Below are 25,246 nucleotides of genomic sequence, written 5' to 3' on the forward strand. Positions count from 1 at the left end.
ACCTTCCGGGTACGAGGGGGGCAGCGGTGCGCGACCGGACCGTCAGAGCAGTCCGAGTCGCGGGCGGAGCCAGGCTCCGATCGCGGCGATGGTGGCGTCGGCCTCCGGGGCCCTGCCTGCCATGTAGAGGTGCACGTGCTGCATGCCCTCGTTGATGTCGAGAGTGGCGCTCACACCGGCCTTCACGGCCAGTGCGGCGAAGCGGACGGCGTCGTCCTGCAACATCTCGTGGGTGCCGCAGGACAGGTAGAGGGGTGGCAGACCGGTGAGGTCCGCGTACAGGGGGTTGGCCAGCGGGTCCTTCACGGAGCCGTGCCCGCCCAGGAACATCGCGGTCTTGTCCAGCGGCGACGCGGAGAGGATCGCGTCCTTGTCCCGGTTGGCCTCGATGCTGTCACCGGTCGCTTCGAGGTCGTACGCGGGTGAGACCGCGACGATCGCCGCCGGCAGCGGCACGCCCTTCTCCCGCAGCGCGAGGACGGTGGCGGTGGCCAGGCTGCCGCCCGCGGAGTCGCCCACGGACGCGATGTGGCCGGGCGCGTATCCCTGGCCGAGCAGCCAGCGGTACGCGCCGACCGCGTCCTGGATCTGCGCCGGGTAGGGGTGTTCGGGGGCACGCCGGTAGTCCAGGACGAGCGCTCGGGCGCCCGTGGCCTTGGCCAGGTGCCCGGCCAGTTTGCGGTGGCTGTCGGCCGAGTTGGTCACGAACCCGCCGCCGTGCAGGTAGAGCAGGACGCGATCGGTGGCGGCCCGCAGCGGGTCGCACCACAGGGCCCGGCACGAGCCGGCGGTGACCTCCTCGTAGGTCACGTCGGTGGGTTCGGCGGCCCGGGCGTGGAGTTCCTCGAACAGGGCCCGCCGTGCGGGAAGCGGCATACCGGGATCGGCGGCCATGCGCTGGGCCATGTCCTGGTAGTGCGCGCGCAGCGCATCAGACTCCGGGCTGGGCATGAGGGTCTCTTTCCGTGCCGTCTTCGGCGGCCGCCTCGGGCACGGCGCCCTGCTCGCTGGTGTCGTGGGGAGCGGTACGGCGGTGGTGCCCGTCCCGGTCCCCGGTGCCGGCTTCTCGCGCGCCGGCCAGGAGGGTCGCGTTGTCCTGTCCGATGTCCGGGGCCGGGCCCGGGTCCGGCGGGTGGTAGCCCAGCAGCCGCATCGGGAAGCCCTTGCGGGGCGGGTCGTCCAGGAAGACCCGCCGGTTCGTGAAACGCGGGTCGTGCTCCCGGTCGGCCGCGGTGTTCACCGGTGCGCAGGGCACTCCTGCCTCGGTCAGGTCGCTCACGCAGTGCGCCCGCGAGCGGCGGACCGTCCACCGGGCGATGACCTGGTCCACCTCGTCGGCGTGGTCCTGCCACCAGCTGAAGGGCCGCCTCACCCAGCTCGGCCGGCCGAGCACGGCCGCGAGCGAGGCGCGTTCGATGTCGCGGTGGCAGCCGATCGCCACCCAACGGCCCAGGTCGGCACAGGGATAGACGTCGTGCGGGGTACGCCCGGGGCGGCGGTTCCCCTCGGGTGCGGGAATCCGCCCGGTGTCGGCGTACTCGGCTATGCGGTCGGCCAGGGTCCAGCTGACGACCTCGCGCTGGGACACGTCCAGGTGCTCGCCGCGCAGGCCCATGTGCAGGCAGTGGACGATCATGCCCGCGGCCATCAACGAGACCAGCTGGTCGGGATAGTTCACGTCGGCCGACGACCAGCAGGGCCCGCCGCCCCGGTAGCCGGTCACCGAGGCCAGCCCTGACAGCAGGTCCAGCGTCGCACCGTAGGACCGGCCGTGCGCGTCCGGCCCCGACTGCCCCTGGCTGGAGAGCGAGGCGAAGACCAGCCGCGGGTTGATCGCGTGCAGGCTCGCGTGGTCGATGCCCAGCCGTTCGGTGACACCGACGGTGTAGTTCTCCACCAGCACGTCGGCGTCGGCGACCAGCCGGGTCATCTCCGCGCGGTCCGCGTCGGACTTCAGATCCAGGGTGACGGCCAGCTTGCCCGCGTTGTTCGAGGCGAACAGCGGTGACGTCGCACCGGTCGCGCCCGGGCCGCTGGCCGACCAGACGCGGAACGCGTCGGGCCGATCCGGTGCCTCGATCTTGATGACCGTCGCACCGTAGTCGGCGAGCAGGCGGGCGGTGGCCGCGCCGGCCGTGATCGTGCCCAGGTCCAGCACCACCAGGCCCTCCAGCGGCGCCGCATCGGGCGCCGGCGGCGCGCCGCGCCGAGCATGCCCCGCGTGCGGCGGGACGTCGTCACCTGACCGCGGTATCCCGGCCTCCGCACGAGGCGGTCGCGCGGATCGCGCGAGCGGGCTGATCGGCAGGGCTCGGCCCTCGGCGGTCTCCGCGAGGAATCCCCGCGCCCGGAACTGCGGATCGATGCTCAGGTCGGCGATGTCGGCGCTGTAGCCGAACGGCAGCCCGAGGCGTTGCGCGCGCCGGTAGACCTCCTGCTTCGGCAGCCGCGCCGCCCAGGCCTCGACCACCGGCCACCACCGTTCGGGCTCGGCCAACCGCGTGGCCTGGTGCCGCAGTTCGGGGTCTGCCAGGGCGGGATCGTCGACGAGGGCGACCACCGCGTCCCACTGGTCCGGCTGGAAGATCACGCCGATCCAGCCGTCCGCGGCCGGCACGATCCGCCACAGCCCGGTGCTCGCCCCGGTCCGGGTGGGCAGGGGCCCGCCGTGCGCGTGGCTGACCGTGCTCTTCCAGTCCAGGTAGGCGACGACGTCGCACAGCGCCACGTCCACCACCTCGCCCAGGTCTCCGCCCCGGTACAGCGCCAGCATCGCCCCGAAGAAACCCACGAACGCCGAGGCGTGCGCGGCCTGCTCCCCGCCCAGGCTCAGCGGAGACCGGGACGGTTCGCCGATCATCCAGGCCAGCCCGCCGTAGCTCTCGGCGAGCAGGCTGTCGCCGTAGCCGTCGGACCGGTCGTCGTCCAGGCCGTAGGGGGTGAGCCAGACCACGACCAGATGCGGCCAGGTCGCCCGCAGCCGCGCCGCGGACAGGCCCATCGCGTCCGCCGCGCCCGGCCCCATGTCGGTGATCAGCACGTCGGCGTCGGCGAGTTGACCGGACAGCCGTACGCGGCCGGCTTCGGTCCCGACGTCGATCGCGGTGCTGTGCTTGCCCGCGTTCAGCGCGGAGAACGTGCATCCGGTCCCGTCCTCGCCCAACGGCGCCTGGGTACGCAGCGGGTCACCGCCCGCCGGCTCGCACCGCAGCACGTCGTGGCCCAGGCCCGCGAACAGCCGGCCGCATGCCTGTCCCGCGATGCCGGTGGTCAACTCCACGACGCGCAACGGCGAGACGCCGGCGTGCCGGGGGTGTCGGTCGTCGCTCATCGCGGCACCTCCGCGGAGGCGCCGTGCACGGCCCGCTGGTGCATCGCGTGACCGTCGTCGAGGACATCGGAGCGCACCTGGATCTGCGCCCTGACACTCTCTCCGTAACGCAGCGCGGCGCTCCAGTCGGAGATGTGCGCCGGGATCTGGTGCAGCGCCCGCTTGGACCACTCCAGCGTGACGGCGTCGTGCCGCGCGATCCCGCGGGCCAACGCCGTCACCGCGTCCTCCAGCCGGTCAGCGGGAACGGCCTGGTTGACCAGCCCCCACTCCGCCGCGGTCCGGCCGTCGATCCGATCAGCCGTCAACACCATCCAGGCCGCCCGCTTGTGGCCCAGCCTCAGCTGGGTGGACGGGCCGGCCAGCCCCGGATAGATCCCGAAGCCCACCTCCGGCATACCGATCGGGGCGTCCTCGGCGGCGATCGCCAGGTCACTGGAGTTGATCAAGGTCAGCCCGCCGCCGAGCGCGGCCCCGTTGACCGCCGCGATCACGATCGCCGGATGGTCGTGGATACGCTCCTGCACCGTCAGCCAGTTCGTCCGCCGCCCCGGCAGCACGGCATCCGCGTGGGGGCCGTCCTCGGCGGCCTCCTTGAGGTCCATCCCCGCGCAGAAGGCGGGCCCGGCACCGGTGAGGACGACGACCTTGGCCGTGCCCTCGCAGGTGTCCAACGCGTCCAGCAGCGCGCCGCGAGCAGCGCGGTTCATCGCGTTGCGCTTGTCCGGCCGGTTCAACGTCACCCGCGCGACGCCGCCGCCCAGGTCCTCGTGACGCACCAGTGCGTCGACATGTGTCCCGCTCATCGGTGCTCCCCGACCAGCTCGAACCTCGGCACGGCCCGGCCGGTCGGGTCCGGTGCGAAGACCGCCCTCACCGGATGGTCCAGCCACTTCTCGGGCAGCTCGCCGACCAGGTGGCTGATCATGCACGGCCCTTCGGTGAGCTTGATGAAAGCCACCAGATAGGGCGTCTCGTCGGCGTAGGCGGCCAGGTAACGCTGATGGATGCGCACCCAGGACCAGAGCCGGCCGGTCCCGCTGGTCGCCTTCCACGAGAAGTCACCCGACAGGCATCGCGGGCAGACCGGCGCGTCCGGGAAGCGGTGGGTGCCGCACGCGTCGCATGACTGCAGACGGAGCTCGCCTTCGGCGCACCCGTCCCAGAAGGGCTGGTTCGTCGGTGTGATCGCCGGCAGCAAGTCGGCGTACGCTTCGACCTTCATTCCCCACCTCACCTGTCCACGGTCAGCACGTGCGACGTCACGATGGGCGAGGCGCACATGTACTGGACCGATTCGCAGCCGGCGACCTGCCGCGCGCCCGCCTCGCCCCGCACCTGCCGCACCGCTTCGACATGCAGCGCGAACCCCTGCATGTAGCTCTCGCTGGTGTGGCCGCCGGAGGTGTTGAGGGGGCGCGGTCCCTCCCGGCGGATACGGCCGTCCTGCACCCACTGCCACGCGGTTCCCCGGGGGGCGTGGTCGAAGCCCTCCAGGGTGAAGAGGATCGTGGGCAGGAAGTTGTCGTAGACCTCCATGCAGTCGATCTGATCGGGCCTCAGCCCGGTCTGGTCGTAGAGCCGGCCGGCCACGTCCTTGCAGGCCGAAGCGAAGAAGTCCTCGCTGGTGTAGAAGTTGGTCAGGTTGCTCATTCCGGCGGTTCCGGCGACCCGGACCGGCGGTTTGCGCATCGACCTCGCGCGCTCCAGCGAGGTGACGATGAAGGCGACCCCGCCGTCGTTGATGATGCAGTAGTCGAGTTTGCGGAGCGGTTCGGAGACGTAGCGGGCGGCCATGTACTCGTCCCGGTCGATCTCCTGCTGGAAAACGGCCACCGGATTGAGGGCGGCATTGCGCCTGTTGTTGATCGCCAGCGCCGCAAGTCCGTCGTCCGGAACGCCGTAGAGCTCCCGGTACCGCTGGTACATGAGCCCGACGTAGGCGCCCGGCGAGGTCATCCCGTACATCGTGTCGTAGCCGGCGGTGGGGCCGGCTTCCTCGCCGCCGTAGGTCAGGCGCGCGGAGCGCCCGTTGGTCGCGTAGACGCACGCGACCACGTCGGCGACCCCGGCGCGCACCAGCGCGCAGGCTTCCTGCAGGGCGATGCCGCTCATCCGGCCGCTGCCCTCGAGGTCGTGCACGAACCGCACGTTGTGCATGCCGAGCACGTCGGCCATCCGGCCGTACTTGAGGTTCGTGCACAACAGGCCGTCGACTTCGCTCTTGTCGATTCCGGCGTCCGCGAGAGCTTCGCGAAAGGCGTCTGCCGCAAGGCTGTAGAGATCGCGAGGCGTGTCCTTGTTCGCGTACAGTTCACGGAAGTTGGTCTGGCCAACGCCCACTACAGCCACATCGGCTATGTTCTCTGGCATTTCACCCCTTTGATGGCGGGGATTGTCGCGCATGCCACTGATCCGCACGGCGCCGCATGGACGTCAAGTGCGTGAGTAAACAACGCGTGGATACGGGTTATGAGTCGTGCTGCTCCATGAGCTCCACCGCTTCGATTGCCGCCTGCGCCGCGGCCCGTACATGGCGGCGGGCGGCCTCGGCGGCCTTTTCGGGCGAGCGCTCCTCGATGGCCGCGGTCAGTTCCAGGTACTCCTGGAAGGACGCCTCCCTGCGACCGGGAATGGTCACGGAAAGGCTCCGCAGCGCGTGAATCCGGACGTGCAGGGCGCCCAGCGAGGCCTTCAGCAAGGAGTTCCGGGCGCCGTCGAGCAGCATTTGGTCGAACTCGAAGATCGACTTCAGCCGCCCTCCCTCGGGTGACTCCGGCTTGGCCTTCGCCACGAGCGCGGCCACTTCCTCGTCGGTGGCCCTGAGGGTGAACAGTTCGGCCGCCTTCGGTTCCAGGACATCCCTCATCTCGTAGATCTCCCGGACCTCGTCATGGCCCAGCAGGGACACCCGCACACCCCGGCTCGGCGAGGTCTCCACCAGCCCGAGCGTGTGCAGGTGCCGCACCGCCTCGCGAATGGAGGTCCGGCTCACACCGGTGAGTTCCATGAGTTCGCGTTCGGTGAGTCGGCGCCCCGGCGGCAGCAAGCCCTCCGCGATCGCCTCGCACACCTTGCGCACCACCCGCTCCGGGACCGACTCGGTCGGACGGTCGATGAGCAGATCGAGCTTCTCGGTTGCCACAATGCTCCCCTGACTTTGTCTGACATAATCCATCGTACGACTGACAAACAAGGGGGTCAACGATGACGCGTTCATGAGTCCGCCAGAAGTTCCATGACCCGGGCCGCCTGGAGCAAGATCCGGCATTCGGCCGGCGTCAGCTGCTGGGCGATGGCCTCTTCGAGCCATGCCTCGCGAACCGCCGGTATGCGGGACAGGAGTGCGCGCCCTTCGGCCGAGATCGAAATCAGGGTCTTGCGCCCGTCGCTCGCGTCCGGCTCGCTGGTGATCAGACCTTCCCGGCGCAGCGCGGCCACCGTCTCCCCCATCGACTGGCGCCGGACGTGCTCGGCCTCGGCCAGCCGGCTGACCGTCGTGGGAGCCTCGTCGGCGATCCGCTTGAGGGTGTTGAGCTGGGACCAGGTCCAACGGGCCTCGCTGGGCGTGGACTCGGCCCGCAACCGCGCGCGCAGCCGGCTCATCGCCCAGGGCAGCCGGTGCGCGACGTCGGGAGGAAGCGGTGCGGGCGCCAGCGAAGTGCGCCTTCCCGCCCCGCGCGGTGACGCGGCGGCCTTGTCGGTGATCAGCAACGGCTCGGTCGGTAGATGTGCCATCCGTGTCCACCTCGCTGTCTTGTCCGCTGGGTTCGTGGCATTGCGCCGGCAGAACGAGGACGTCGTCCTGCGGTGGAGATCCACGGCCGGGCGGCCGGGAAGCCTTCGTGTGACGTGGCGTCAGATACGCTCGATGATCGTGGCGTTCGCCATGCCGCCGCCCTCGCACATCACCTGGAGTCCGTAGCGGCCGCCGGTCGCCTCCAGGTGGTTGACCAGCGTGGCCAGCAGCCGGGTGCCGGAGGCGCCGAGCGGGTGCCCCAGCGCGATCGCGCCGCCGCGCGGATTGAGGCGGCCGGGGTCCGCGTGGAACTCCCGCTGCCACAGCAAGGGGACGGGGGCGAACGCCTCGTTGACCTCGTACGCGTCGACGGCGTCGAGCGCCAGTCCGGCGCGGGAGAGCACCTTGCGGGTGGCCGGCACGACCGCGTCGAGCATCAGCAGCGGGTCGGAGCCCGCGACGGCGAAGGTGTGGAAGCGGGCGCGGGGCCGCAGCCCGAGGCGGGAGGCGGCGGAGGCGCTCATGACCAGAGCGGCGGAGGCGCCGTCGGTCAGCGGTGAGGAGTTGCCGGCCGTGATACGCCACTCGATCTCGGGGAAGCGCTTCTCCGCCCCCGGGGTCGCGGAGAACGCGGGTCGGAGCCTCGCCAGGGCTTCCGGCGTGGTGGCCGGGCGAACCGTCTCGTCCACCAGGTGCCCGCCGACCGGCAGGATCTCGTGGTCGAAGCCCCCGATCGCCGCCGTGGCGGCGGCGCGTTGGTGGGAGCGGGCCGAGAACGCGTCCAGCTCCTCACGGCTGAACTTCCAGCCGGCGGCGAGAAGTTCGGCCGAGATCCCCTGCGGGACCAGGCCGCTTCGATAGCGGGTGGCCAGCAGTGCGCTGGGGGCGTCCTCAGTGTCGGTGCGGTCCGCGCCGTTCACGCCGTCCGCGCCCTTCACGCCGGCCGCGCCGTCCGCGCCGTTACCGCCGGAGCCGAGCGGGACTCGGCTCATCGACTCCACACCGCAGGCGATCACGACGTCGTATACGCCGGCCAGCACGCCCTGCGCCGCGAAGTGCGCGGCCTGCTGGCTGGAACCGCACTGCCGGTCGACGGTCGTCGCGGGCACCGATTCGGGAAACCCGGCGGCGAGCACCGCGGTACGCGTGATGTTCGCGCCCTGCTGGCCGACCTGCGAGACGCAGCCGCCGATCACGTCGTCGACGAGGGCCGGGTCGAGGCCGTTGCGCTCCACGAGGGCGCGCAGCACGAGGGCCAGCAGGTCGACCGGATGGTGACCGGACAGGGCGCCGCCGGGCTTGCCCTTGCCCGACGCGGTGCGCACCACATCGACGATGACGGCATCGTTCATCATGCGGGGCATGGGGGTCCTTCCCAGTCGGCGTGGGGTTCACGGAGGAAGAAGCGGGTTCAGGGGTGGCGGCCGCCAGGGGCGTTCGACGGCCCGCCGGACAGACGGTGGACGGACGGTGTGGACACCGGCCGGGCCGGTTGTCGACCTCTTGCGTCATCCTGATGTCATAAGATAGACATGTCAAGTGTACTCGGCCATGTCTAGTAGACAGCTTGATCGGCGAGGGAGTGGCCGAGCGCCTGCGCAGACCTGGGAGTAGTCGCACGACGAAGGAGCGCTTGCATGCCCCTGTCAGTGGAAGCACCCGATCCCGCTCAGCCCGTGGGCCGTGACCACCCGTCCCTGGACGCCATCAAGGGAATCCCGGTCATCGACGTGGACACCCACCTGACCGAACCCGGTGACCTGTGGACCTCCAGGGCGCCGGCGAAGTACAAGGACCTCGTGCCGCGTGTGTCGTTCCTGGACGAGGCGGACTTCTACACCACGATGGGCTGGACCCGCGACACCCACGAGCCGTCGCCGGTGTGGGTGGTCGAGGACGACATCGCGCTGGGGTTCGCCGGCGGCGGCAGCGTCATCAACAAGGACAACGAGAAGGTCAAGGGCTCGGAGTTCATCAAGTGGCCGCTGACCGACGTCTCACCGGGTGCGACGTTCGTCGAGCCGCGGCTGGCGATGATGGACGATGTCGGCATCTGGGCCCAGACGATCTACCCGAACGCGGTCGGTTTCGGCGGCCAGGGCTTCGCCAAGATCAGCGACCCGAAGCTGCGGCTGCTGTGTCTGACCATCTGGAACGACGTCATGGTGGAGATGCAACAGCAGTCCGGCGGCCGCCTGTTCGGCATGGGGATCGTGCCCTGGTGGGACGTCGACCTGGCGGTCGCGGAGGTCGAGCGCATCCACGCGCTGGGCATCCGCGGCGTCAACCTCAACGCCGATCCGCAGAACCAGGGCCTGCCGGAGCTGTCGGACTCCTCCTACACCCCGATGTGGGACGCCATCTCCGCCCTCGACCTGCCGGTGAACTTCCACATCGGTTCCAGCGTCTCGCAGATGAGTTACAGCGGCACCGGTCCGTGGCCGTCGATGAGCAACGACCAGAAGATCGCGGTCGGTTCGTCGCTGATGTACATGACGAACTCCCGGATCATCACCAACTTCATCTACTCCGGGCTGCTGGACCGCCACCCCAAGCTCAAGATCGTCTCCGTCGAGTCCGGTGTCGGCTGGATTCCGTTCCTCCTCGCGGCCCTGGACTACCAGGCCGCCGAGAACAACGTCGACCACCTCAAGCTCAGGCCCTCGGAGTACTTCCGGCGCCAGATCCACGGCTGCTTCTGGTTCGAGGAGGGCGAGTCCATGCTGCGGGACGTCGAGCGGGTCGGGGTCGACAACTGCATGTTCGAGACCGACTTCCCGCACCCGACCTGCCTGTACCCCCAGCCCCTGAACGGCATCGCCAGGACCTTCGCCGACACCGGCGCCCCCTGGGAGACGCGCAGGAAACTCCTCGGCGGCAACGCCGCCAAGGTCTACCACATCGACCTGCCGGACCACGTCTGACCTGAACCATCCCGGTCCGGCCGGCCATCCGCCAACACGCCCACCGCGCATGCGTGGCGCCATCGAGGAGGCCCCGAATGAGTCACGAGTCCTACCACGCGTCCGAGTCAGGGAGCATCGCCGGCCTGGTCGACGGCTCGATCACCCTCCGGCAGGACATCGGCGGGGGCCTGTCCCTGACCCTCGGACCCACCGGTCCGCCGGCTCTGCGCGACAGCACCGTGATCGAGATCGCGCTGACCGTCGAGGCGAAGTCGCAGTTGTCCCGGATGCTGCTCACCGGCTGCGGGGAAGCGCTGGATCTGCCGTGCCGGCTCGGTGTCCGCACCCCGTGGTTCTAGATCTCCGAGCACGGCCGGCGTGAGCGTCGGCCGGCCCGAGCGTCAACCGGTGAGACCGTACCGGCGACCGGCACCCGCCCCGACGCGAAGGCGAGGGGCGGCCACCGAGTGGTCCCGCCGGGCCGTCGGAGCCCGGCACGGGACTCCTGGTTCCGGGTTCCGACGACAACCGCCCGACAACGCAACGAGCCCGGCGCTGCATCCAGACGGCGCCGGGCCGCACGGCGTGGCCCCACTCCCCCGTCGCGAGGTCGGGCGCGACCGGGGCGCGAACCGGGCGACGCGCACCCGCGGTTCGCCGGCAGAGGCCGGCGCGACCCAGCCCTGGCCGGAGAGGTTCACCGGTTCGCGGCGCCCGGCACGGCGCTAGCTGTCGGCGAGGCGCTCCATGATCTGCGCCGCCTGGTCCAGCGTGCGGCGGTCGGCGAGCGAGAGGTGCTCCTCGATGGCCGCCTCGAGCCAGGTCTCCCGCATGACCGGGATGCTCGAGATCAGCTTGCCGCCCTTCTCCGTGATCGAGATCGGCGTCTTCCGCCCGTCCTTGGGGTCCGATCCGCGTACCACCCAGCCTTGGGCGAGGAGAGCGGAGACCGTCTCGGCCATCGACTGGGGGCGGACGTGCTCCGCCACGGCAAGCTCGCTGATCGTGGCCGGCCCGTCCTGGGCGAGGCGACTGAGCACGGCCATCTGCGGCCACGTCCACGTCAGCTCCGTGTCCCGCGGAGCGGACTCCGTCCGCAGTCGTGCGCGCAGCCGAACCATCGCGTGCGGAAGCCGGCGAGCGACATCGCGGGGAAGTGGTGCCGTCATGAAGCTGAAGTGTACCCACCCCGGCCTGCGCATACCGCCAGGCCACCTGCACAAATATGCTCAGGTAATCTGTTCAGGTAGCCTGGTTATATTCGAGCCGAAGGCGCCGTCGCCCCTACGCGACCGCGCAGGCCGTTCCCCCTCTGCGACATGAATCCGCGACATGAAGGAGCCAAGTCCCGTGGCTGAATCCACGAGCACTTCGACGAGCACGTCAGCCGACGACCTCAGCGTCACGTCCCGTCGGACGGCGCTGATGCTGATGGACTACCAACCCGCCGTCCTGACCCACGTCCCCGACCCGGAGGCCCTGCTGAAGAGCGCCCAGGTCGCCATGGAGTGGGCGCGCACGCACGACGTGAAGGTGGTGTTCGTGCGGGTGGCGTTCGCGACGGAGGACTACGACGCGATCCCTCACCACCACAAGGCGTTCGCGTCGGCGAAGCGGGGACGGCTGCTCCCCGACGGCGATCCGTCCCTGGCGATCCACCCCTCCCTGGAGGTGCGCGACGGCGACATCGTCGTCCGCAAGACCCGCTTCGGCGCCTTCAGCACCACCGATCTGCACGCCCTGCTCGGCGACGAGTCGATCGACACGCTCGTGATGGGCGGCATCTCGACGGCCGGCGTCGTGCTCTCCACCGTCCGCGAGGCATCCGACCAGGACTACCGGATCTTCGTCCTCTCCGACGCCACCGCCGATCCCGACGACGAGGTGCACCGGGTCCTCATCGAGAAGGTCCTGACCCGTCAGGCGGACATCATCACCACCTCGGAACTGGACGAGCTCTTCGCCGACGCCTGATCGGCGCCCGCCGCTTCCCGCGGCGGACGGCCGACCTAATGGACAGGCTGCCTGAACAGGACACCTGTACAGGCAGCCTGTCCATTTGCTATCCTGGAGGCATGCCGAACGGCGGACGTGGCCGAGCAGGACTCGGCGACCGACGCGGTGGACCCTGCGTGTCCACGAACCGGCGACCTGACGGCGGCGTCCGCGGGCAGTCCGGCGCCCTCAGCCGGCGGCCGGCTCACCGCCCCCCACCCGGGTGACCTCGGGCAGGACGGGACGGGCCGGGCCGGCGATCGAGACCGCTCAGCAGGTGCGGGCAACCGGCCGCACCGGTGCGGCGATCACTATGTGGAAGGACACATCCATGTCATCGTCACAGAGAACGGAACCTGACGTGCACGGGGAGGCCGCGGCCGACGGGCCCGACGCCGACCGGCAACGCAGGGCGTACTCGTGGCGGTTCGTCACCCCGCTCCTCATGAGCTCGGTGCTCAATCCGGTCAACAGTTCCCTCATCGCCACGGGCCTGGTGCCCATCGCCCACGCCATGGGCGTGTCGGTCGGGCGGACCGTGGTCCTGGTCTCCACGCTCTACCTGGCCAGCTCGATCGCCCAACCGACCGCCGGCAAGCTCGCCGAGCAGCTCGGTCCGCGGCGCATCTTCGTCGCCGGCATCCTGCTGGTGCTCGTCGGCGGCGTCGTCGGCGGCGTCGGCCAGAACCTGGCGACGCTGATCGTCGCGCGGGTCCTCATCGGGGTCGGCACCTCGGCCGGATATCCCGCGGCGATGGTGATCATCCGTCGCCGCGCGATCTGGGCCGGGATGAGCCAGCCACCGGGCGGAGTGCTCGGCGGCCTGTCCATCGCCGGTACGGTCACGGTCGCCATCGGCCCGCCCATCGGCGGCGTCCTGCTGGCGGCGTTCGGCTGGCGCTCGGCCTTCCTGGTCAATCTCCCGATCGCCCTTCTCGCCCTGGTGCTGACGATGGCGTGGGTTCCCAAGGACGAACCCCTGGACCGCCTGCCGCTGCGCGTGCTGGCGAGCCGCATCGACGTCACCGGCATCGCGCTCTTCGGCGGCGCCATGAGCTCCCTGCTGGTGTTCCTGCTGGCGCTGCCCACCATGGACTGGATTCCCCTGGTGATCGCGGTCGCGCTGGGCGGCGCGCTCGTGTTCTGGGAGCTGCGGGCGGCCACGCCGTTCATCGACTTCCGCCTGTTCGCCTCCAACCTGCCGCTGAGCCGCACCTATCTGCGCTGCGCGCTGACGCTGCTGGCCTGCTACACCGTGCTCTACGGCATCACCCAGTGGCTGGAGGTGGCCCACGGTCTGTCGACCATCGACGCCGGACTGGCGCTGCTTCCCATGGGCATCGTCGCCGCGGTCGTGTCGCGGCCGATCGCCGCTCGCAACCTCGTCCGCGGTCCGCTGATCCTCGGCGCCGCGTGCCTGGTCCTGGCCTCGGGCGCGGTCATGATGTTCAGCTCCCAGACGCCCATCGTGGCCATCATCGGCGTCACCCTGCTGTTCGCGATCGCGCTGGGCGGCACCAGCGTGTCCAACCAGACCGCGCTCTACGTCCAGGCCCCCGCCGACCAGGTGGGAACCGCGGCCGGGCTGTTCCGTACCGTCGGGTACCTCGGCTCCACCGCTTCGTCGACGATCACCGGGATCGTCTTCCGGCACAACGTCTCCGACTCCGGCCTGCACGTGGTCGCCGTCATCCTCGCCGGCGTCAGCGTCGTCGTCCTGGTGCTGACCGTCCTCGACCGGGCCCTGAAGGCCCCGAGGACCTCGTCACCCCACGGCAAGCACACCGCGACCCGGCTCCAGCCCCACCAGCCCTCGGCCAAGTGAGCGCACCGGCGGCCGTCCGACCGACACGCACGGCAGCGGCGGCGCGACCCGTTGCCCGACCAGGTTTGGTGCGATCGCGACGACGGCCGCCGGCGGCGCATCCCCGGGACGGCGCAGCCCGTCCCGTCGCGCACGTCACCCGGCACCACCTTGCCACACCGGAGGTAGACATGTTAAGTATGAGTAGTCATGGCTAGTAGATATCTGCTCAGGTATCGAAGCAATGGCCGGGCGCGGAGCTATCAAGGAGTTGCATATGACGACCAGTGCACCTCTCACCACGTCGGTTATCACCACGTCGGTGGAAGCGGCCACCACCGAGTCGTCCACGGCGGAGCAGGCGGCCGAGTGGAGGTGGTGCGAGTTCGCCGGGATCGCCCTTCCCGCCGCACCGCGACAGGTCGGCCGGGTCCGTCGCTACGTGGCGCGGGTGCTGTCCGTCTGGGGGATACAGGGCGATGACCAGGAGCGGCTGGTCCTGATCAGCAGCGAGCTCGCGGCGAACGCGGCCCTGCACGGACGCACCGACCTGCACGTGCGCCTGGCGCATCGGGCGTGCGGCGCGGTCCGCCTGGAGGTCGTCGACACCGGTGCCCGCCGGCCCGTCCTCCCCCCGCGCGAGGAGGACGAGCACGGCCGCGGGCTGGAGATCGTGGCTGCCCTCGCCGAGTGCGTGAGCACGACGCGTACGGCCGACGGAACCCGCGTCATCGTCGAGGTGTGCACCGACGCCACGTCCGCGTGCGGGTGGTAGCGCCCGTGTTACCCGACGTCGGCGAGCGCGAACTCGTTCACGTGTCCGTGCGGCCTGGCCGTGCGACCGGGGTCGGGTGGGAGGTCCGGGTCGAAGTGGCGCTTGGGCACGTGGGCGATGGAGTCGAAGAGCGCGCCCCGGCGGACCAGTTCCATCGTCCGGAAGTCGAACTGCGAGCCGCCCACGGAGATCTCCGACCGGGTCGGGCCGTAGTCCAGGACCAGGTCGGCGGCGGCGAGGATCTCGGGCTGGATCTCCTCCACCCGGTGCTTCACGCCGGTGCCGGTGAGGTTCGCCGACGTGCCGAAGACAGGGTGGAGGTGCTCGAAGTTCAGCTGCTCCACCCGCGCCAGCAGCGGCCCGCCCGGGTTGCGGGCCGGGCCGCCCGCAGAACGGCTGGCTGGTGGGTGGGTGCAGAGGCGCGGGCGGGGCCGGGCCCGCGGTCAGATGTCGCCCAGTTCGTGGACCCACAGGTCCCAGACCCGATCGGTGACCTTGTCGACGGTCGCCGCGACATCCCGCGCTTCGTCGGTGGGCTGGTAGGTGACCGGGCCGAGCGCGAGCGACTGGAGCTGGATGCGGGCGTTCTCCCTCGCGTAGACGGCGCGGTAGACCGCCTGCCGGAGGGACGCGCCGACGACCGATACGCCGTGCCACCGCATCAGCACCAGCGGCGCCGCACCGAGGGACGCGGCGAGTTCGTCGCCGACCTGCGGGGTGTCGATCAGCTTCCCCGTCGGGACGCCGTCGACCTCGAACCCCGGCGCCCCCTCGCCCAGGAAGGCGCTCGCGTGCAGCAGCGGGAGCAGCTGGGTGTCGGTGACGGTGAACGGGATCAGGTCGGGCGCGTGGCTGTGCACCACGGCCGCGACGTCCGGGCGCGCACGGTAGATGCCGGAGTGGATGTGGCGTTCCAGGTAGGTGGTCTCGCCGGTGATGCTCTCGCCGGTGTCGACGTCGAGCTCCAGCAGGTCGTCGCGGGTCACGACGGCGGGCGCGAGCGGGCGGGCCAGGAGGAACCGGTCAGGGCTTCCGGGCTTGCGCACGCTCACGTGGCCCCAGCCGTCGACCACGCCTCGGGCGGCGAGGATGCGGTTGGCCGTCACGAGTTCCCCGCCGAGCGGGTCGGGGTCGGTCACTGTGGCTCCTTTGCCGGTGGTGCCGTCGGGGGCGGGGGCGCGGTTACTTGGGACCGCGGTCGAGTTGCAGGATCTTGACGGCTTCCGCCGGCGTGGCCGGGCGCCTGCCGAAGGTCCGGGCGATCTGGACGGCCTGCTCGACCTGCTCGTGGTTGTGACGGGCGACCGAGCCGTCCGCGAGGTAGATGCTCTGCTCGAAGCCGACCCGGATGCACTCGAAGCCGAGAGCCAGGGCCAGGGTGATCGCCTCGACCGCCTCGTGGCCGCCACCGCAGTGGTTGCGGATCGCGTTCGGGTACATGCGCTTCGCCTCCTCCTGCAGGTACAGGAAGGTCCGGTGGTCCGGCACGAAGGACGGGATGATCGGCATCAGCAGCGCGATGTACGGGGACGACGGGTCGACGCCTTCCTCGGACAGGTACCGCTGGAGCCGGTGCAATGCGCTGACGTGCGGGATCTCGAACTCGATCGTCGAGCCGCGGCCGTAGACCGTCTTGAGGGTCTCCTTCAGGAAGCGACCGGAGTTGCGGAAGGACGCCTCCTCGGGGAATCCCCCCTCAGGGTCGTAGAAGTCGATGGAGACCGTCATCGCGCCGTAGTAGTCCGGCGTCTCCTTCAGGTTCAGCAGGGCCAGCCGCTCCTCGTCCGGCGGGAAGAAGTGCTCGCCGGTCTTCGGGTCGACCCGGTAGCCGATGCCGTTCGTGGTCTGGATCAGCAGGCCGGTCTCTTTCCGCACCCTGCGGATGATCTCGTTGTAGACAGCCGGGTCACCGGTGTTCCGGCCCTCGGCGTTGCGTCCGTGGAAGTGCAGGACGGTCGCGCCGGCGGCTTCGCACCGCACCGCCTCCTCGACGATCTCCTCCAGCGTGACGGGAACGGTGGCCCCGTCACGGCTCTGCTGGGCACCCCCGTTCACGGCGGCAACGATCACAACAGGCTCTTCAGCCATGCGCCCTCTCCCTTGGGATTCGTTTCGATGTGGCGTCTGGGATTCGTTTCGATGCGGCGCGCTCGCGTCTGCCGTTCGCACATCCACGGGGCCGCGCGTGGGGCGAGCGCCCCTGGGCCGTTCGTCGGCCGTCAGTCGGCCGGGCGACGAGCGCTTCAGCTGCTCAGTCGCTATGGTCAGCAAAGAGTTTGTCTGACGTACGTCATACTATGACAGACACAATTCCCGGTCAACGGGGCGGAATTGGGTTTCCGGTCATCAACGGCCAAAGGTTCTCGCTTCCTTTGGCCAGCACCCGCCGTCCGATCACGGCATTCCAGTAGGCCTCGCTGCCGTCTTCCTCCCGCCATGCCCACAGCCGGGTGGTGGCCAGCCGCAGCTCGTGTTCCAGCGTGAACCCGATGGCGCCGAGGACCTGGTGAGCGATCCGCGCGACCGTGCCCGCCGCCTCGCTGGTCCGCGCCTTCGCGCAGGCGATCGCGAACTCGGCGTCCCCGCCGGCGAATTCCGTCCGGGCCGCGATCCGCACGGCCGCCTCCGCGGCGGCCCGGCCGGCCGCGACCTCCGCCGCGGCCAGCGCCATCTGCTGCTGGACGGCCTGGAACCTGCCGATCGGCCGGCCGAACTGGACCCGCTCCCCCGCGTAGCGCACCGACAGCGCCAGGGCCCGCCCCGCCGCACCGGCCAGCAGCAACGCCCGGAACAGCGCCGCGCGCCGCGCCAGCAGCTCGCCGGTGCCGGCGGGCACCGTCACCGTGTCCACCGCGGCGTCCAGCACCAGTTCGTCCCTCGGCTCCCCGGCCACGTTGCCGCCGTGCCGGAGTGCGGACGGGTCGATCTGGACGGTCAGCACGTGCTCGACGTCATCCTGATCGGCCAGCAGCAGCACCGCGAGGGACGCGTACCGGCCCCACCCGATCCGCGGCACCGCCCCGGTCGCCACCATCCCCCGCGGCGTGACCCGCAAGGCGACCTGCTCGGCGGTGGCCGCGGCCACCGCGAGCGGCCCGGCCGGAACCGGCGCTCCCGCCGTGTGCAGCAGCCAGGCGGACAGCTCGGTCTCGGCCAGCGGCACCGGCGCCGCCGCCTCGCCGGCCGCCAGCAGCACGGTCGCGACATCGGCCAACTGCCCCCCGCTGCCGCCGGCCTGCTCGGGCAGGCCCAACCGCACCAGCCCGAGTTCGGTCAGCGTGGACCACAGTTCCGCCGGCCACCCCTTGTCCACGTCAGCGGGGTGCGCGGCGAGTACGTCGCGCACGACCTCCCACAGTTCCCGGTTGATGCTCATCGCAGCCCCATTCCCCGTGCCACCACGCCTCGCAGGATCTCGTTGGTGCCGCCGCGCAGGGTGAAGCCCGGCGCGTGCAGCACCGCTTCGGCCAGCAGGCGCGCGAAGTCGCCCCCACCGGGGTCGGGTGGGGTGGCCACCAGCAGCCGGGCCGCGTCGATGACCTCGCTCTCGAAGCGCGTGCCCAGGTCCTTGACGACGGCGGCCGGCACGTCGACCGAGCCACCCGCGGCGAGCGCCGCCGCGATGCTGATCGAGAGCCGGCGCAGCGTCCAGACCCGCGACACCAGCGAACCCAGCTCGCGCAGCCCGGCCGCGCCGAGGCGATCCGCACCCGCGGCCGCCAACTCTCCGACCAGGGCGGTCAGCAGGGGGAACGTCGAGAGGAACCGCTCCGGGCCGCTGCGTTCGAAGGCCAGCTCCGAGGTCACCTGGTGCCATCCGGCGCCGATGTCGCCCAGCACCTGCTCGTCGGGCACGAAGACGTCCTCCAGGACCACCTCGTTGAAGTGGTGGGCGCCGGTGAGCAGCCTGATCGGCCGGATCGTCACGCCGGGCGAGCTCAGATCCACGATGAACTGGCTCAACCCGCCGTGCCGGTCGCCTTCTTGCGGCGGGGAGCTGCGGGCCAGCACGAAGAAGGCGTGCGCGTGGTGCGCGCCGGACGTCCACACCTTGGTGCCCGACAGCAGCCACCCGCCGTCGGTCGGCCTGGCCCGGGTCCGGACCGACGCGAGATCCGAACCGGAGTCCGGTTCGCTCATGCCGATCCCGAAGTAGAACTCCCCGGCGGCGATCCGCGGCAGGTAGTGCCGCTTCTGCGCCTCGGTGCCGAAGCGCAGAAGCGACGGCCCGATCTGCCGGTCGGCGATCCAGTGTGCCGCGACCGGCGCGCCCGCGGCGAGCAGTTCCTCGGTCACCACGTAGCGGGCCAGTGCGTCGCGGCCCTGCCCGCCGTACCGCGTCGGGAAGGTCATGCCCAGCCAGCCGCGGGCACCCAGTTCCCGGCTGAACTCCTCGTCCCAGCCGGACAGCCACGCGTCGCAGTGCGGCACGATGCGGCCCCCGGCGCGCCGCCGCGCCACGAAGTCACGCACCTCGGCGCGCAACTGCTCTGCTTCCGGGGGTAGTTCCGCCGAGGGCGGGACCCATTCCAGCCCAGCTGCAACACTCACCGGCTGATCCTTTTCGCGAGGTGGGGTGGTTCTGCGGGCAGTGGGCTCCTGGCGCCGAGCCTTGCGCCGCCCGGGATCGGTTCCCCCCGGGCGGCGGTGGTGCGGCTAGGAGCCGGTCGCGGTGGTCGGACGGGGGCGCCAGAAGATCAGCAGTTGGGCCAGCCCGCCCACGATCCCGAGGCCGAAGGTCAGCAGCAGGGAGAGCCAGCCGGCGCCGAGGATTCCCAGCGCCCGGTCGACGGTCAGCCGACCGCCGCCGCAGCCGCCGAGGCAGATCGCCGCGACGCCGAGGACGAGTACGTACTCGTATCCCTCGCCCGGACGGAAGATGAAGAAGCCGTTGCGGGCGTGGGCGGTGGCGAAGGCGACCACCATCGTGGCGAGCAGGCCGGCGGCCGCCAGGGGGGTCAGGAGCCCGACGGCGAGCAGCAGCCCGCAGCCGAGTTCGGTCAGGCTGGCCATCCAGGCGTGCAGGCGTCCGGGGCGCATGCCCAGGCTCTCGAACCACCGCCCGGTGCCGGCGATCCGCCCGCCGCCGAACACGTGGTTCCCGCCGTGCAGGACGAACACGGTCCCGACCGCGACGCGCAGCACTCCGACCGCGATATCCGTGGCCTCAACGGCACTCAAGAGACATCTCCTCGCCTCCGCCTTCGTATCCACAACGTTCGGCCGCACTCGCTAGCACATCGATGTCTACTAGACATGGTCCAGTGGGCTTGACATGTCTACCTTACGTCATCAGGATGACGCAAGAGGTCGACGCACTGCACGAGCCGGAGAGCCGTTCGGTCGCGTTCGCACAGCGCGCGGGTCACAGAGCCGCCGCCCGCACGTGGGACCTGGCAGAAGAAGGGGACAACATGTCTACGACCGCGCCCGACACATCGACGTTCACCGGTTATCTCGGGGCGATCCGCGTACTCGAGATCGGCGACGAACTGGGCGAGTACTGCGGCAAGGTACTTGCCGGCCTGGGGGCCGACGTCGTTCGTGTCGAACCGCCGGACGGTGAAGTGACGCGCTCGTACGGGCCGTTCCACCAGGACGTGCCGGATGCGGAGCGCAGCCTCTACTTCTGGCACTACAACCTGGGCAAGCGCTCGGTGGCCCTGGATCTGGACACCCCGGCAGGACAGGCGGACCTGCGGACGCTGGCCGGGACGGCCGACGTGGTGATCGACTCGCGTCCGCGCGGCTACCTGGACGCCCGGGGTGTGGGGTACGAGGACCTGGCGACGGTCAACGCGGGGCTCATCTGGGCGCGCATCACCCCGTTCGGCGACACCGGACCGTGGGCCGACTTCCGGTCGAGCGACCTGGTCCACCTGGCGCTGGGCGGGATGATGATGAACTCCGGGTACGACCCGGACCCGGAGGGGTTCTACGACACGCCCCCGGTGGCGCCGCAGATGTGGCAGGCGTACCACATCGCGGGCGAGATGACCGTCATGGGGATCGTCGCGGCGCTGAACTACCGGCTGACGTGCGGGAAGGGCCAGTTCCTGTCGACCGCGGTACACGAGGCGGTCAGCAAGAACACCGAGAACGACCTGCCCAACTGGATCTACCAGCGTCAGACCCACCTGCGCCTGACCTGCCGTCACTCGATGCCGGCGGCCAGCGGTCCGGCGCTGTCGGCCACGAAGGACGGCCGCTACCTGCTGCCGTACCGCACCTACCTCAAGAGCGCGCTGAGTCCTTGGGACGGCACCGTCGCGCTCCTGAAGGACTTCTCCTTCCAGGCCGACCTGGAGGACGAGAAGTACAACGACGAGGACTACCGGTTCTCACCGGAGGCGATCGAGCACATCCAGGTGCAGACCGACAAGCTGGTCTCCCGGCTGCTGTTCGACCGCGATCTGTGGCGGCTGGCCCAGGCCAGGAACCTGCCGTGGGCGCCGGTGCGCCGCCCGGAGGAGAACATCGACGACGATCACTGGAAGGCCCGGGACGCCTTCACCGAGGTGCACCACCCCGAACTGGACCAGTCGTTCGTCTACACCGGAGCCAAGTGGCTTGCCCAGGACGTGCGGTGGCAGCACGGGCCGCGCCCCCCGCTGATCGGGGAGCACACCGCGTCGGTCCGCGAGGAGTGGACCGCGAGCGCCGTCAAGCACGACCGGGTGCACGTCCGGGAGGCTTCGAAGCGACCGCCGTTGACCAGCGCGCGCGGCAAGCCGTTCGCGCTGTCCGACGTCCGGGTGATCGACCTGAGCTGGATGCTGGCCTCCGCCGGCGCCGGCCGCTTCCTCAGCGCTCTGGGCGCGGAGGTCATCAAGGTCGAGCACGAGTCCCGGTGGGACGGCATGCGATGGAGCCGCGGCATCGCACCCGAGGGCGGCCGTGCCGCGCGCGACGCGGCGACCGGCCCGCTCGACGCGCCGAAGGTGCGGACGCCGAACCAGAGCGGGGTCTTCATGGAGATCAACTCCGGCAAGCTCGGGACCACGCTGAACCTGAAGAACCCGCGGGCCCGCGAGCTGCTGGAGGAGCTGATCCGGGACGCGGACATGGTGGTCGAGGGGTTCTCGCCCGGCACGATGAAGCGCATGGGCCTGTCGTACGAGAGGCTCAAGGAGATCAATCCCGGCATCATCTACGTCCAGCAGTCCGGGTTCGGCGAGGTCGGCACCTACGGCCGCGCCCGGGCGTACGGGCCCACCGCGGCGGCCGTCTCCGGCATCAGCGAGATGTCCGGGCTGCCGGAGCCGTACCCGCCGGCCGGGATCGGCTACTCCTACCTGGACTGGTTCGGCGCCTACAACATGGCCAACGCGATGCTGGCCGCGCTGTACCGGCGCAACGTGACCGGACTGGGGTGCCACATCGACGCCTCCCAGGGAGAGACCGGCCTGTACCTGACCGGTACGGCGATCCTGGACTACTCGGTCAACGGCCGCCGCTGGCAGCGCTACGGCAACCGGTCGCCGTACAAGCCGGCCGCCCCGCACGGCGCGTACCGCACGGCGGGCAGCGACCGCTGGATCGCGCTGGCGTGCTTCAGCGACGAGCAGTGGACGGCGTTGGTGGACGTCCTGGACTGCCAGGACCTGGCGGCCGACGAGCGTTTCACGACGCTGGAACAGCGGCTGGAGCACCAGGACGAGCTCGACGAGCTGATCACGCGGGCCACCCAGGAGTGGGAGGGCTACGCGTTGATGGCGGCGCTCCAGGAGCGCGGGTTCCCGGCCGGGGTCTGCCAGAACGCCCAGGACCGCTACGAGACCGATCCTCAGCTCAGGGCCCTGGAGTGGCTCGTCGAGCTCGAGCAGCCCGAGATCGGCCGCTGGCCGGCCAGGGAGATGCCCACCCGGATGTCGCTCACCCCGCCGTATGCCGGCGGCCGGCTGAACCGCTCCGGCCCCAGCTACGGCCAGGACAACGACTACGTCTACAAGGAAGTCCTCAAGCTCGACGAGGACACGATCGAGAGTCTGCGCGAGGACGGCGCGCTCTGACGTCGCCTGCCGCCGGCTGCCTGAGCCGGCCGGATTCGAGGAGGACCAATGGTCGACCGGCAGCCGTTCCGGAACGCGGTGGCGATCGTCGGGTACGGCATCACGAAGTCCCGCCGCCACGCCGACGTACCCGTCGGCAGCCTGGCCGTGGAGACCGCGGACCAGGCGATCGAGGACGCCGGGCTGACGCGCGCGCAGATCGACGGGGTGGCGACTGGCACGAGCATGCCGGCGTACGGCAGCGCGCGGGTGCTGCGGGCGGGGCACGGCTTCGTCGACTCGGGATTCCTGCGGGAGCACATGGCGCTGGACACCTCGTGGTCCTACGACGACGTGTCCTTCCCGCCGGCGCTCGTGCGCGCCGTGCAGGCGGTCGCGTCAGGGGCGGCGCACCACGTGCTGGTCAACAGGACGCTGTTCAATCCGGCCGGCCGTTACAACTCGTTCGGCCGGAGCGCCGCCGCCGGAGCCGCCCAGTGGACCGCGCCGTACGGCTACGTGGTCGGGACGTCGGGCATCGCGATGCCCTACATGGAATACCAGCAGCGCTACGGCATGCGGCGCGAGCACATGGCGCCGCTGGCCCTGCGGATTCGCCGGAACGTCCAGGCCGTTCCGGAGGCGTACTGGCACGGCACCGAGCTGACCTTCGACGGCTACATGAACTCCCGGATGATCAGCGAGCCGATGTGCCTGTTCGACAACGACATCCCCGTCGACGGGGGCGGCTCGTTCATCGTCACCACGGCCGAGCGGGCCGCGGACATGCCCCACGCGCCGGTCTACATCACCGACTGGGGGCTGGTGCAGGACACCTACCGGCCGGCCCCCGGCACCCTGGGCTCGCTCGACGCCATGTACGAGCCGACGCGGGTGATGGCCGGGAAGCTGTGGAACCGGTCCGGCTGGAAAGCCTCCGACGTGCGGGTCCCCCAGTTCTACGACGGCTTCCTGCCGCTGGTGCTGTGGTGGATGGAGTGCCTGGGCTTCTGCGGTGTCGGCGAGGCGTGGCAGCTGGTCCAGGGCGACCGGATCGACCCGAAGGGCGACTTCCCGCTGCTGTCCGGTGGCGGCAACCTCGGGTGGGGCCGGATTCACGGCATCCCGCACGTGCTGGAGAACTACCTGCAACTGTCCGGGCGCGCGGGAGCACGACAGATCGACGACGCCACCAGCGGGATCGCGACGTACAGCGTGCCGGGCTACGCGGACGCCACGGCGATTCTCTTCAGCTCCGACCGGTCGTCCTGAGCCGGTGCGCACCCAGGAGGTGACACGATGACCGAGTACGCCAAGCCGGTTCCCGTCCCGGACGAGGACACCGCGCCGTTCTGGGAAGCCGCCCGCCGACACGAGCTGGCCTTCCAGCGCTGCGACCACTGCGGCACCTACGCCCATCCGCCGGTGCGGTTCTGCCGCGGCTGCCACGACGTGACCGAGCCGTCGTTCGGCTTCGCCACGATCACCCCCCGCGGCAGGATCGTGAACTGGACGGTCATCCATGACGCGATGGTGCAGGGCTTCGCCGGCGACGCGCCCTGGGTGCACGCTCTGGTGTCCTTCGACGACCAGCCCGGTCTGACCTTCGCGGCGACCCTGATCGACGGCGTCGGTGACGGGCTGAAGCTCGGCGCCGCGGTCGAAGTGGTCTTCAAGGACGTCTCCCGCGACGTCACGCTGCCGCTGTTCAAGCTCGCCTGACAGCCCGTCGAACGGGACGGCGGGACCGGCGGGAACGACGCGGCCCCGAAATCGCGGAAACCGGTCCCGCGCCGACGCCGGCGCCCGACCAGCACCTCGCCGGTGGACCACCCGGTCCACCGGCCCCCACCACCGGTCGGGCTCCATGAACAGCCCCGGAAGGGAACTCCCGTTGGGATCGGTCGAGATCGCCATCGATCAGAACATCGCCACCCTCACCTTGAACTCCCCCGCCACGCGCAACGCGCTCGACCCGGCCCTGGCCGGTGAGGTCGTCGAAGCGTGCGACCTGATCGAGCGGCGTTCCGACGTCGGCGCGGCGGTGGTGCGCGGCGCCGGAGGCACGTTCTGCTCCGGTGCCGTCCGCGAGGTGCTGGCCCACGCCGGCGAGGACCCGGCCGAACCGGGGCGCTTCGATGAACTCGGCGTCATCTACGAGGCGTTCACACGGATCGGCACTCTGCGGGTGCCGACGGTCGCCGCCGCGTGCGGCGCTGTCGTCGGGGCCGGCGTCAACCTCCTCCTGGCCACCGACCTGCGGATCGTCGCGCAGGACGCCCGCATCCTGTCCGGGTTCATGCGGATCGGCATCCATCCCGGCGGCGGCCACTTCACGCTCCTCGGGCGGGCCGCCGGTCCCGAAGCGGCCGCGGCGATCGGCCTGTTCGGGGAGGAGGTCTCGGGCACCCGGGCCAGGGAACTCGGCCTGGCCTGGGACGCGGTGCCGAGCGCGCAGGTGGACACCAGGGCCCGGGAGCTGGCCGCCCGGGTGGCGGCGGACCCCGAACTGGCCCGGCGCGCGCTGGCGTCCCTGCGCGGCGAACTGGGCCCGCCGATGCTGCCGTGGCCGGCCGCGGTCGCGGTGGAACGCGGCCCACAGATGTGGTCGTTGCGCCGCCGGCACGGCTCGAACACCGCCGGCTAGTGCCGCGGCGGGCACCCCACACACCAGCAAGGTCCGCCACGCGGGACGCGCGTGGGCA

At 70.8% G+C, this 25,246-nt stretch carries 24 protein-coding genes; 9 read left to right on the plus strand and 15 right to left on the minus strand.

The annotated features are described in order from the left end of the window. Positions 1 to 42 precede the first annotated feature (42 nt). From AB0399_RS23390 to AB0399_RS23425, 8 genes are all read right to left on the minus strand, one after another. Complete coding sequence (locus AB0399_RS23390) at positions 43 to 951, minus strand: alpha/beta hydrolase (RefSeq protein WP_366412658.1); 909 nt, start codon at positions 949 to 951, stop codon at positions 43 to 45. Then, positions 932 to 3,331 carry a CoA transferase gene (locus AB0399_RS23395; protein WP_366412659.1) on the minus strand — a complete coding sequence of 800 codons (2,400 nt, stop codon included), beginning with the start codon at positions 3,329 to 3,331 and terminating at the stop codon, positions 932 to 934. Before AB0399_RS23395 ends, AB0399_RS23390 begins: the two co-directional genes overlap by 20 nt. Next, positions 3,328 to 4,137, minus strand: a complete 810-nt coding sequence (locus tag AB0399_RS23400; protein ID WP_366412660.1) for an enoyl-CoA hydratase/isomerase family protein — start codon at positions 4,135 to 4,137, stop codon at positions 3,328 to 3,330. The genes AB0399_RS23395 and AB0399_RS23400 overlap by 4 nt, the downstream gene beginning before the upstream one ends. Then, positions 4,134 to 4,556 (minus strand): OB-fold domain-containing protein, encoded by a 423-nt coding sequence (locus AB0399_RS23405; protein WP_366412661.1) that lies wholly within the window; start codon positions 4,554 to 4,556, stop codon positions 4,134 to 4,136. The genes AB0399_RS23400 and AB0399_RS23405 overlap by 4 nt, the downstream gene beginning before the upstream one ends. A gap of 8 nt (positions 4,557 to 4,564) precedes the next feature. Further along, positions 4,565 to 5,737: a thiolase family protein gene (locus AB0399_RS23410; RefSeq protein WP_366412662.1), complete on the minus strand. Its 1,173-nt coding sequence runs from the start codon at positions 5,735 to 5,737 to the stop codon at positions 4,565 to 4,567. Positions 5,738 to 5,801: 64 nt separating this feature from the next. Then, complete coding sequence (locus AB0399_RS23415; RefSeq protein WP_366412663.1) at positions 5,802 to 6,476, minus strand: GntR family transcriptional regulator; 675 nt, start codon at positions 6,474 to 6,476, stop codon at positions 5,802 to 5,804. A 71-nt stretch (positions 6,477 to 6,547) separates the two neighbouring features. After that, entirely contained in the window at positions 6,548 to 7,069 is a 522-nt protein-coding gene (locus tag AB0399_RS23420) for a MarR family transcriptional regulator (RefSeq protein WP_366412664.1), read from the minus strand. Between the two features lie 120 nt (positions 7,070 to 7,189). Beyond that, on the minus strand, positions 7,190 to 8,422 hold the full coding sequence (locus AB0399_RS23425) for a thiolase family protein (RefSeq protein ID WP_366412689.1): 1,233 nt from the start codon (positions 8,420 to 8,422) through the stop codon (positions 7,190 to 7,192). A 285-nt stretch (positions 8,423 to 8,707) separates the two neighbouring features. Here AB0399_RS23425 and AB0399_RS23430 point away from each other — a divergent pair, with 285 nt between their 5' ends. Both AB0399_RS23430 and AB0399_RS23435 read left to right on the plus strand, forming a co-directional pair. Continuing rightward, positions 8,708 to 9,994 (plus strand): amidohydrolase family protein, encoded by a 1,287-nt coding sequence (locus AB0399_RS23430; RefSeq protein ID WP_366412665.1) that lies wholly within the window; start codon positions 8,708 to 8,710, stop codon positions 9,992 to 9,994. A gap of 77 nt (positions 9,995 to 10,071) precedes the next feature. Further along, the gene (locus tag AB0399_RS23435; RefSeq protein ID WP_366412666.1) at positions 10,072 to 10,335 is read left to right on the plus strand and encodes a hypothetical protein; all 264 of its coding nucleotides are present in this window, start codon (positions 10,072 to 10,074) and stop codon (positions 10,333 to 10,335) included. Positions 10,336 to 10,701: 366 nt separating this feature from the next. On the opposite strand, the gene AB0399_RS23440 is transcribed toward AB0399_RS23435, so the two are convergent. Further along, a complete protein-coding gene (locus tag AB0399_RS23440; protein ID WP_366412667.1) occupies positions 10,702 to 11,145 on the minus strand; it encodes a MarR family transcriptional regulator in 444 nt (147 codons plus the stop codon). Positions 11,146 to 11,326: 181 nt separating this feature from the next. Here AB0399_RS23440 and AB0399_RS23445 point away from each other — a divergent pair, with 181 nt between their 5' ends. From AB0399_RS23445 to AB0399_RS23455, 3 genes are all read left to right on the plus strand, one after another. After that, entirely contained in the window at positions 11,327 to 11,950 is a 624-nt protein-coding gene (locus tag AB0399_RS23445; RefSeq protein ID WP_366412668.1) for an isochorismatase family cysteine hydrolase, read from the plus strand. A 352-nt stretch (positions 11,951 to 12,302) separates the two neighbouring features. After that, positions 12,303 to 13,796: an MFS transporter gene (locus AB0399_RS23450; RefSeq protein ID WP_366412669.1), complete on the plus strand. Its 1,494-nt coding sequence runs from the start codon at positions 12,303 to 12,305 to the stop codon at positions 13,794 to 13,796. A gap of 256 nt (positions 13,797 to 14,052) precedes the next feature. Next, on the plus strand, positions 14,053 to 14,550 hold the full coding sequence (locus AB0399_RS23455) for an ATP-binding protein (RefSeq protein WP_366412670.1): 498 nt from the start codon (positions 14,053 to 14,055) through the stop codon (positions 14,548 to 14,550). A gap of 8 nt (positions 14,551 to 14,558) precedes the next feature. On the opposite strand, the gene AB0399_RS23460 is transcribed toward AB0399_RS23455, so the two are convergent. The 6 genes from AB0399_RS23460 to AB0399_RS23485 all read right to left on the minus strand — a co-directional run bounded on the left by AB0399_RS23460 (position 14,559) and on the right by AB0399_RS23485 (position 19,731). Next, complete coding sequence (locus tag AB0399_RS23460) at positions 14,559 to 14,894, minus strand: hypothetical protein (RefSeq protein ID WP_366412671.1); 336 nt, start codon at positions 14,892 to 14,894, stop codon at positions 14,559 to 14,561. Between the two features lie 99 nt (positions 14,895 to 14,993). Next, a complete protein-coding gene (locus AB0399_RS23465; RefSeq protein ID WP_366412672.1) occupies positions 14,994 to 15,689 on the minus strand; it encodes a class II aldolase/adducin family protein in 696 nt (231 codons plus the stop codon). Between the two features lie 43 nt (positions 15,690 to 15,732). Then, entirely contained in the window at positions 15,733 to 16,638 is a 906-nt protein-coding gene (locus AB0399_RS23470) for a 3-keto-5-aminohexanoate cleavage protein (protein WP_366412673.1), read from the minus strand. A 229-nt stretch (positions 16,639 to 16,867) separates the two neighbouring features. Beyond that, positions 16,868 to 17,926, minus strand: a complete 1,059-nt coding sequence (locus AB0399_RS23475; protein WP_366412674.1) for an acyl-CoA dehydrogenase family protein — start codon at positions 17,924 to 17,926, stop codon at positions 16,868 to 16,870. Continuing rightward, a complete protein-coding gene (locus AB0399_RS23480; RefSeq protein ID WP_366412675.1) occupies positions 17,923 to 19,101 on the minus strand; it encodes an acyl-CoA dehydrogenase family protein in 1,179 nt (392 codons plus the stop codon). The genes AB0399_RS23475 and AB0399_RS23480 overlap by 4 nt, the downstream gene beginning before the upstream one ends. Positions 19,102 to 19,206: 105 nt before the next feature. Beyond that, positions 19,207 to 19,731 (minus strand): DoxX family protein, encoded by a 525-nt coding sequence (locus tag AB0399_RS23485; protein WP_366412676.1) that lies wholly within the window; start codon positions 19,729 to 19,731, stop codon positions 19,207 to 19,209. Positions 19,732 to 19,964: 233 nt separating this feature from the next. On the opposite strand from AB0399_RS23485, the gene AB0399_RS23490 reads away from it, so the two are divergent. From AB0399_RS23490 to AB0399_RS23505, 4 genes are all read left to right on the plus strand, one after another. After that, positions 19,965 to 22,562: a CoA transferase gene (locus AB0399_RS23490; protein ID WP_366412677.1), complete on the plus strand. Its 2,598-nt coding sequence runs from the start codon at positions 19,965 to 19,967 to the stop codon at positions 22,560 to 22,562. Between the two features lie 48 nt (positions 22,563 to 22,610). After that, complete coding sequence (locus AB0399_RS23495) at positions 22,611 to 23,813, plus strand: thiolase family protein (protein ID WP_366412678.1); 1,203 nt, start codon at positions 22,611 to 22,613, stop codon at positions 23,811 to 23,813. A gap of 27 nt (positions 23,814 to 23,840) precedes the next feature. Continuing rightward, positions 23,841 to 24,263 carry an OB-fold domain-containing protein gene (locus tag AB0399_RS23500; RefSeq protein WP_366412679.1) on the plus strand — a complete coding sequence of 141 codons (423 nt, stop codon included), beginning with the start codon at positions 23,841 to 23,843 and terminating at the stop codon, positions 24,261 to 24,263. A 145-nt stretch (positions 24,264 to 24,408) separates the two neighbouring features. Continuing rightward, the gene (locus AB0399_RS23505; protein ID WP_366412680.1) at positions 24,409 to 25,188 is read left to right on the plus strand and encodes an enoyl-CoA hydratase-related protein; all 780 of its coding nucleotides are present in this window, start codon (positions 24,409 to 24,411) and stop codon (positions 25,186 to 25,188) included. Positions 25,189 to 25,246: the final 58 nt, after the last annotated feature.

It is taken from the genome of Streptomyces sp. NPDC088194, from assembly GCF_040702025.1.
Classification (GTDB): domain Bacteria; phylum Actinomycetota; class Actinomycetes; order Streptomycetales; family Streptomycetaceae; genus Actinacidiphila.

What these genes read in the sequence shown, in the direction of transcription:
- AB0399_RS23390 (WP_366412658.1), bottom strand. Translation starts at nt 951, where the DNA reads ATGCCCAGCCCGGAGTCTGATGCGCTGCGCGCGCACTACCAGGACATG.
- AB0399_RS23395 (WP_366412659.1), bottom strand. Translation starts at nt 3,331, where the DNA reads ATGAGCGACGACCGACACCCCCGGCACGCCGGCGTCTCGCCGTTGCGC.
- AB0399_RS23400 (WP_366412660.1), bottom strand. Translation starts at nt 4,137, where the DNA reads ATGAGCGGGACACATGTCGACGCACTGGTGCGTCACGAGGACCTGGGC.
- AB0399_RS23405 (WP_366412661.1), bottom strand. Translation starts at nt 4,556, where the DNA reads ATGAAGGTCGAAGCGTACGCCGACTTGCTGCCGGCGATCACACCGACG.
- AB0399_RS23410 (WP_366412662.1), bottom strand. Translation starts at nt 5,737, where the DNA reads ATGCGCGACAATCCCCGCCATCAAAGGGGTGAAATGCCAGAGAACATA.
- AB0399_RS23420 (WP_366412664.1), bottom strand. Translation starts at nt 7,069, where the DNA reads ATGGCACATCTACCGACCGAGCCGTTGCTGATCACCGACAAGGCCGCC.
- AB0399_RS23425 (WP_366412689.1), bottom strand. Translation starts at nt 8,422, where the DNA reads ATGAACGATGCCGTCATCGTCGATGTGGTGCGCACCGCGTCGGGCAAG.
- AB0399_RS23430 (WP_366412665.1), top strand. Translation starts at nt 8,708, where the DNA reads ATGCCCCTGTCAGTGGAAGCACCCGATCCCGCTCAGCCCGTGGGCCGT.
- AB0399_RS23435 (WP_366412666.1), top strand. Translation starts at nt 10,072, where the DNA reads ATGAGTCACGAGTCCTACCACGCGTCCGAGTCAGGGAGCATCGCCGGC.
- AB0399_RS23440 (WP_366412667.1), bottom strand. Translation starts at nt 11,145, where the DNA reads ATGACGGCACCACTTCCCCGCGATGTCGCTCGCCGGCTTCCGCACGCG.
- AB0399_RS23450 (WP_366412669.1), top strand. Translation starts at nt 12,303, where the DNA reads ATGTCATCGTCACAGAGAACGGAACCTGACGTGCACGGGGAGGCCGCG.
- AB0399_RS23455 (WP_366412670.1), top strand. Translation starts at nt 14,053, where the DNA reads ATGACGACCAGTGCACCTCTCACCACGTCGGTTATCACCACGTCGGTG.
- AB0399_RS23470 (WP_366412673.1), bottom strand. Translation starts at nt 16,638, where the DNA reads ATGGCTGAAGAGCCTGTTGTGATCGTTGCCGCCGTGAACGGGGGTGCC.
- AB0399_RS23475 (WP_366412674.1), bottom strand. Translation starts at nt 17,926, where the DNA reads ATGAGCATCAACCGGGAACTGTGGGAGGTCGTGCGCGACGTACTCGCC.
- AB0399_RS23490 (WP_366412677.1), top strand. Translation starts at nt 19,965, where the DNA reads ATGTCTACGACCGCGCCCGACACATCGACGTTCACCGGTTATCTCGGG.
- AB0399_RS23495 (WP_366412678.1), top strand. Translation starts at nt 22,611, where the DNA reads ATGGTCGACCGGCAGCCGTTCCGGAACGCGGTGGCGATCGTCGGGTAC.
- AB0399_RS23500 (WP_366412679.1), top strand. Translation starts at nt 23,841, where the DNA reads ATGACCGAGTACGCCAAGCCGGTTCCCGTCCCGGACGAGGACACCGCG.
- AB0399_RS23505 (WP_366412680.1), top strand. Translation starts at nt 24,409, where the DNA reads ATGAACAGCCCCGGAAGGGAACTCCCGTTGGGATCGGTCGAGATCGCC.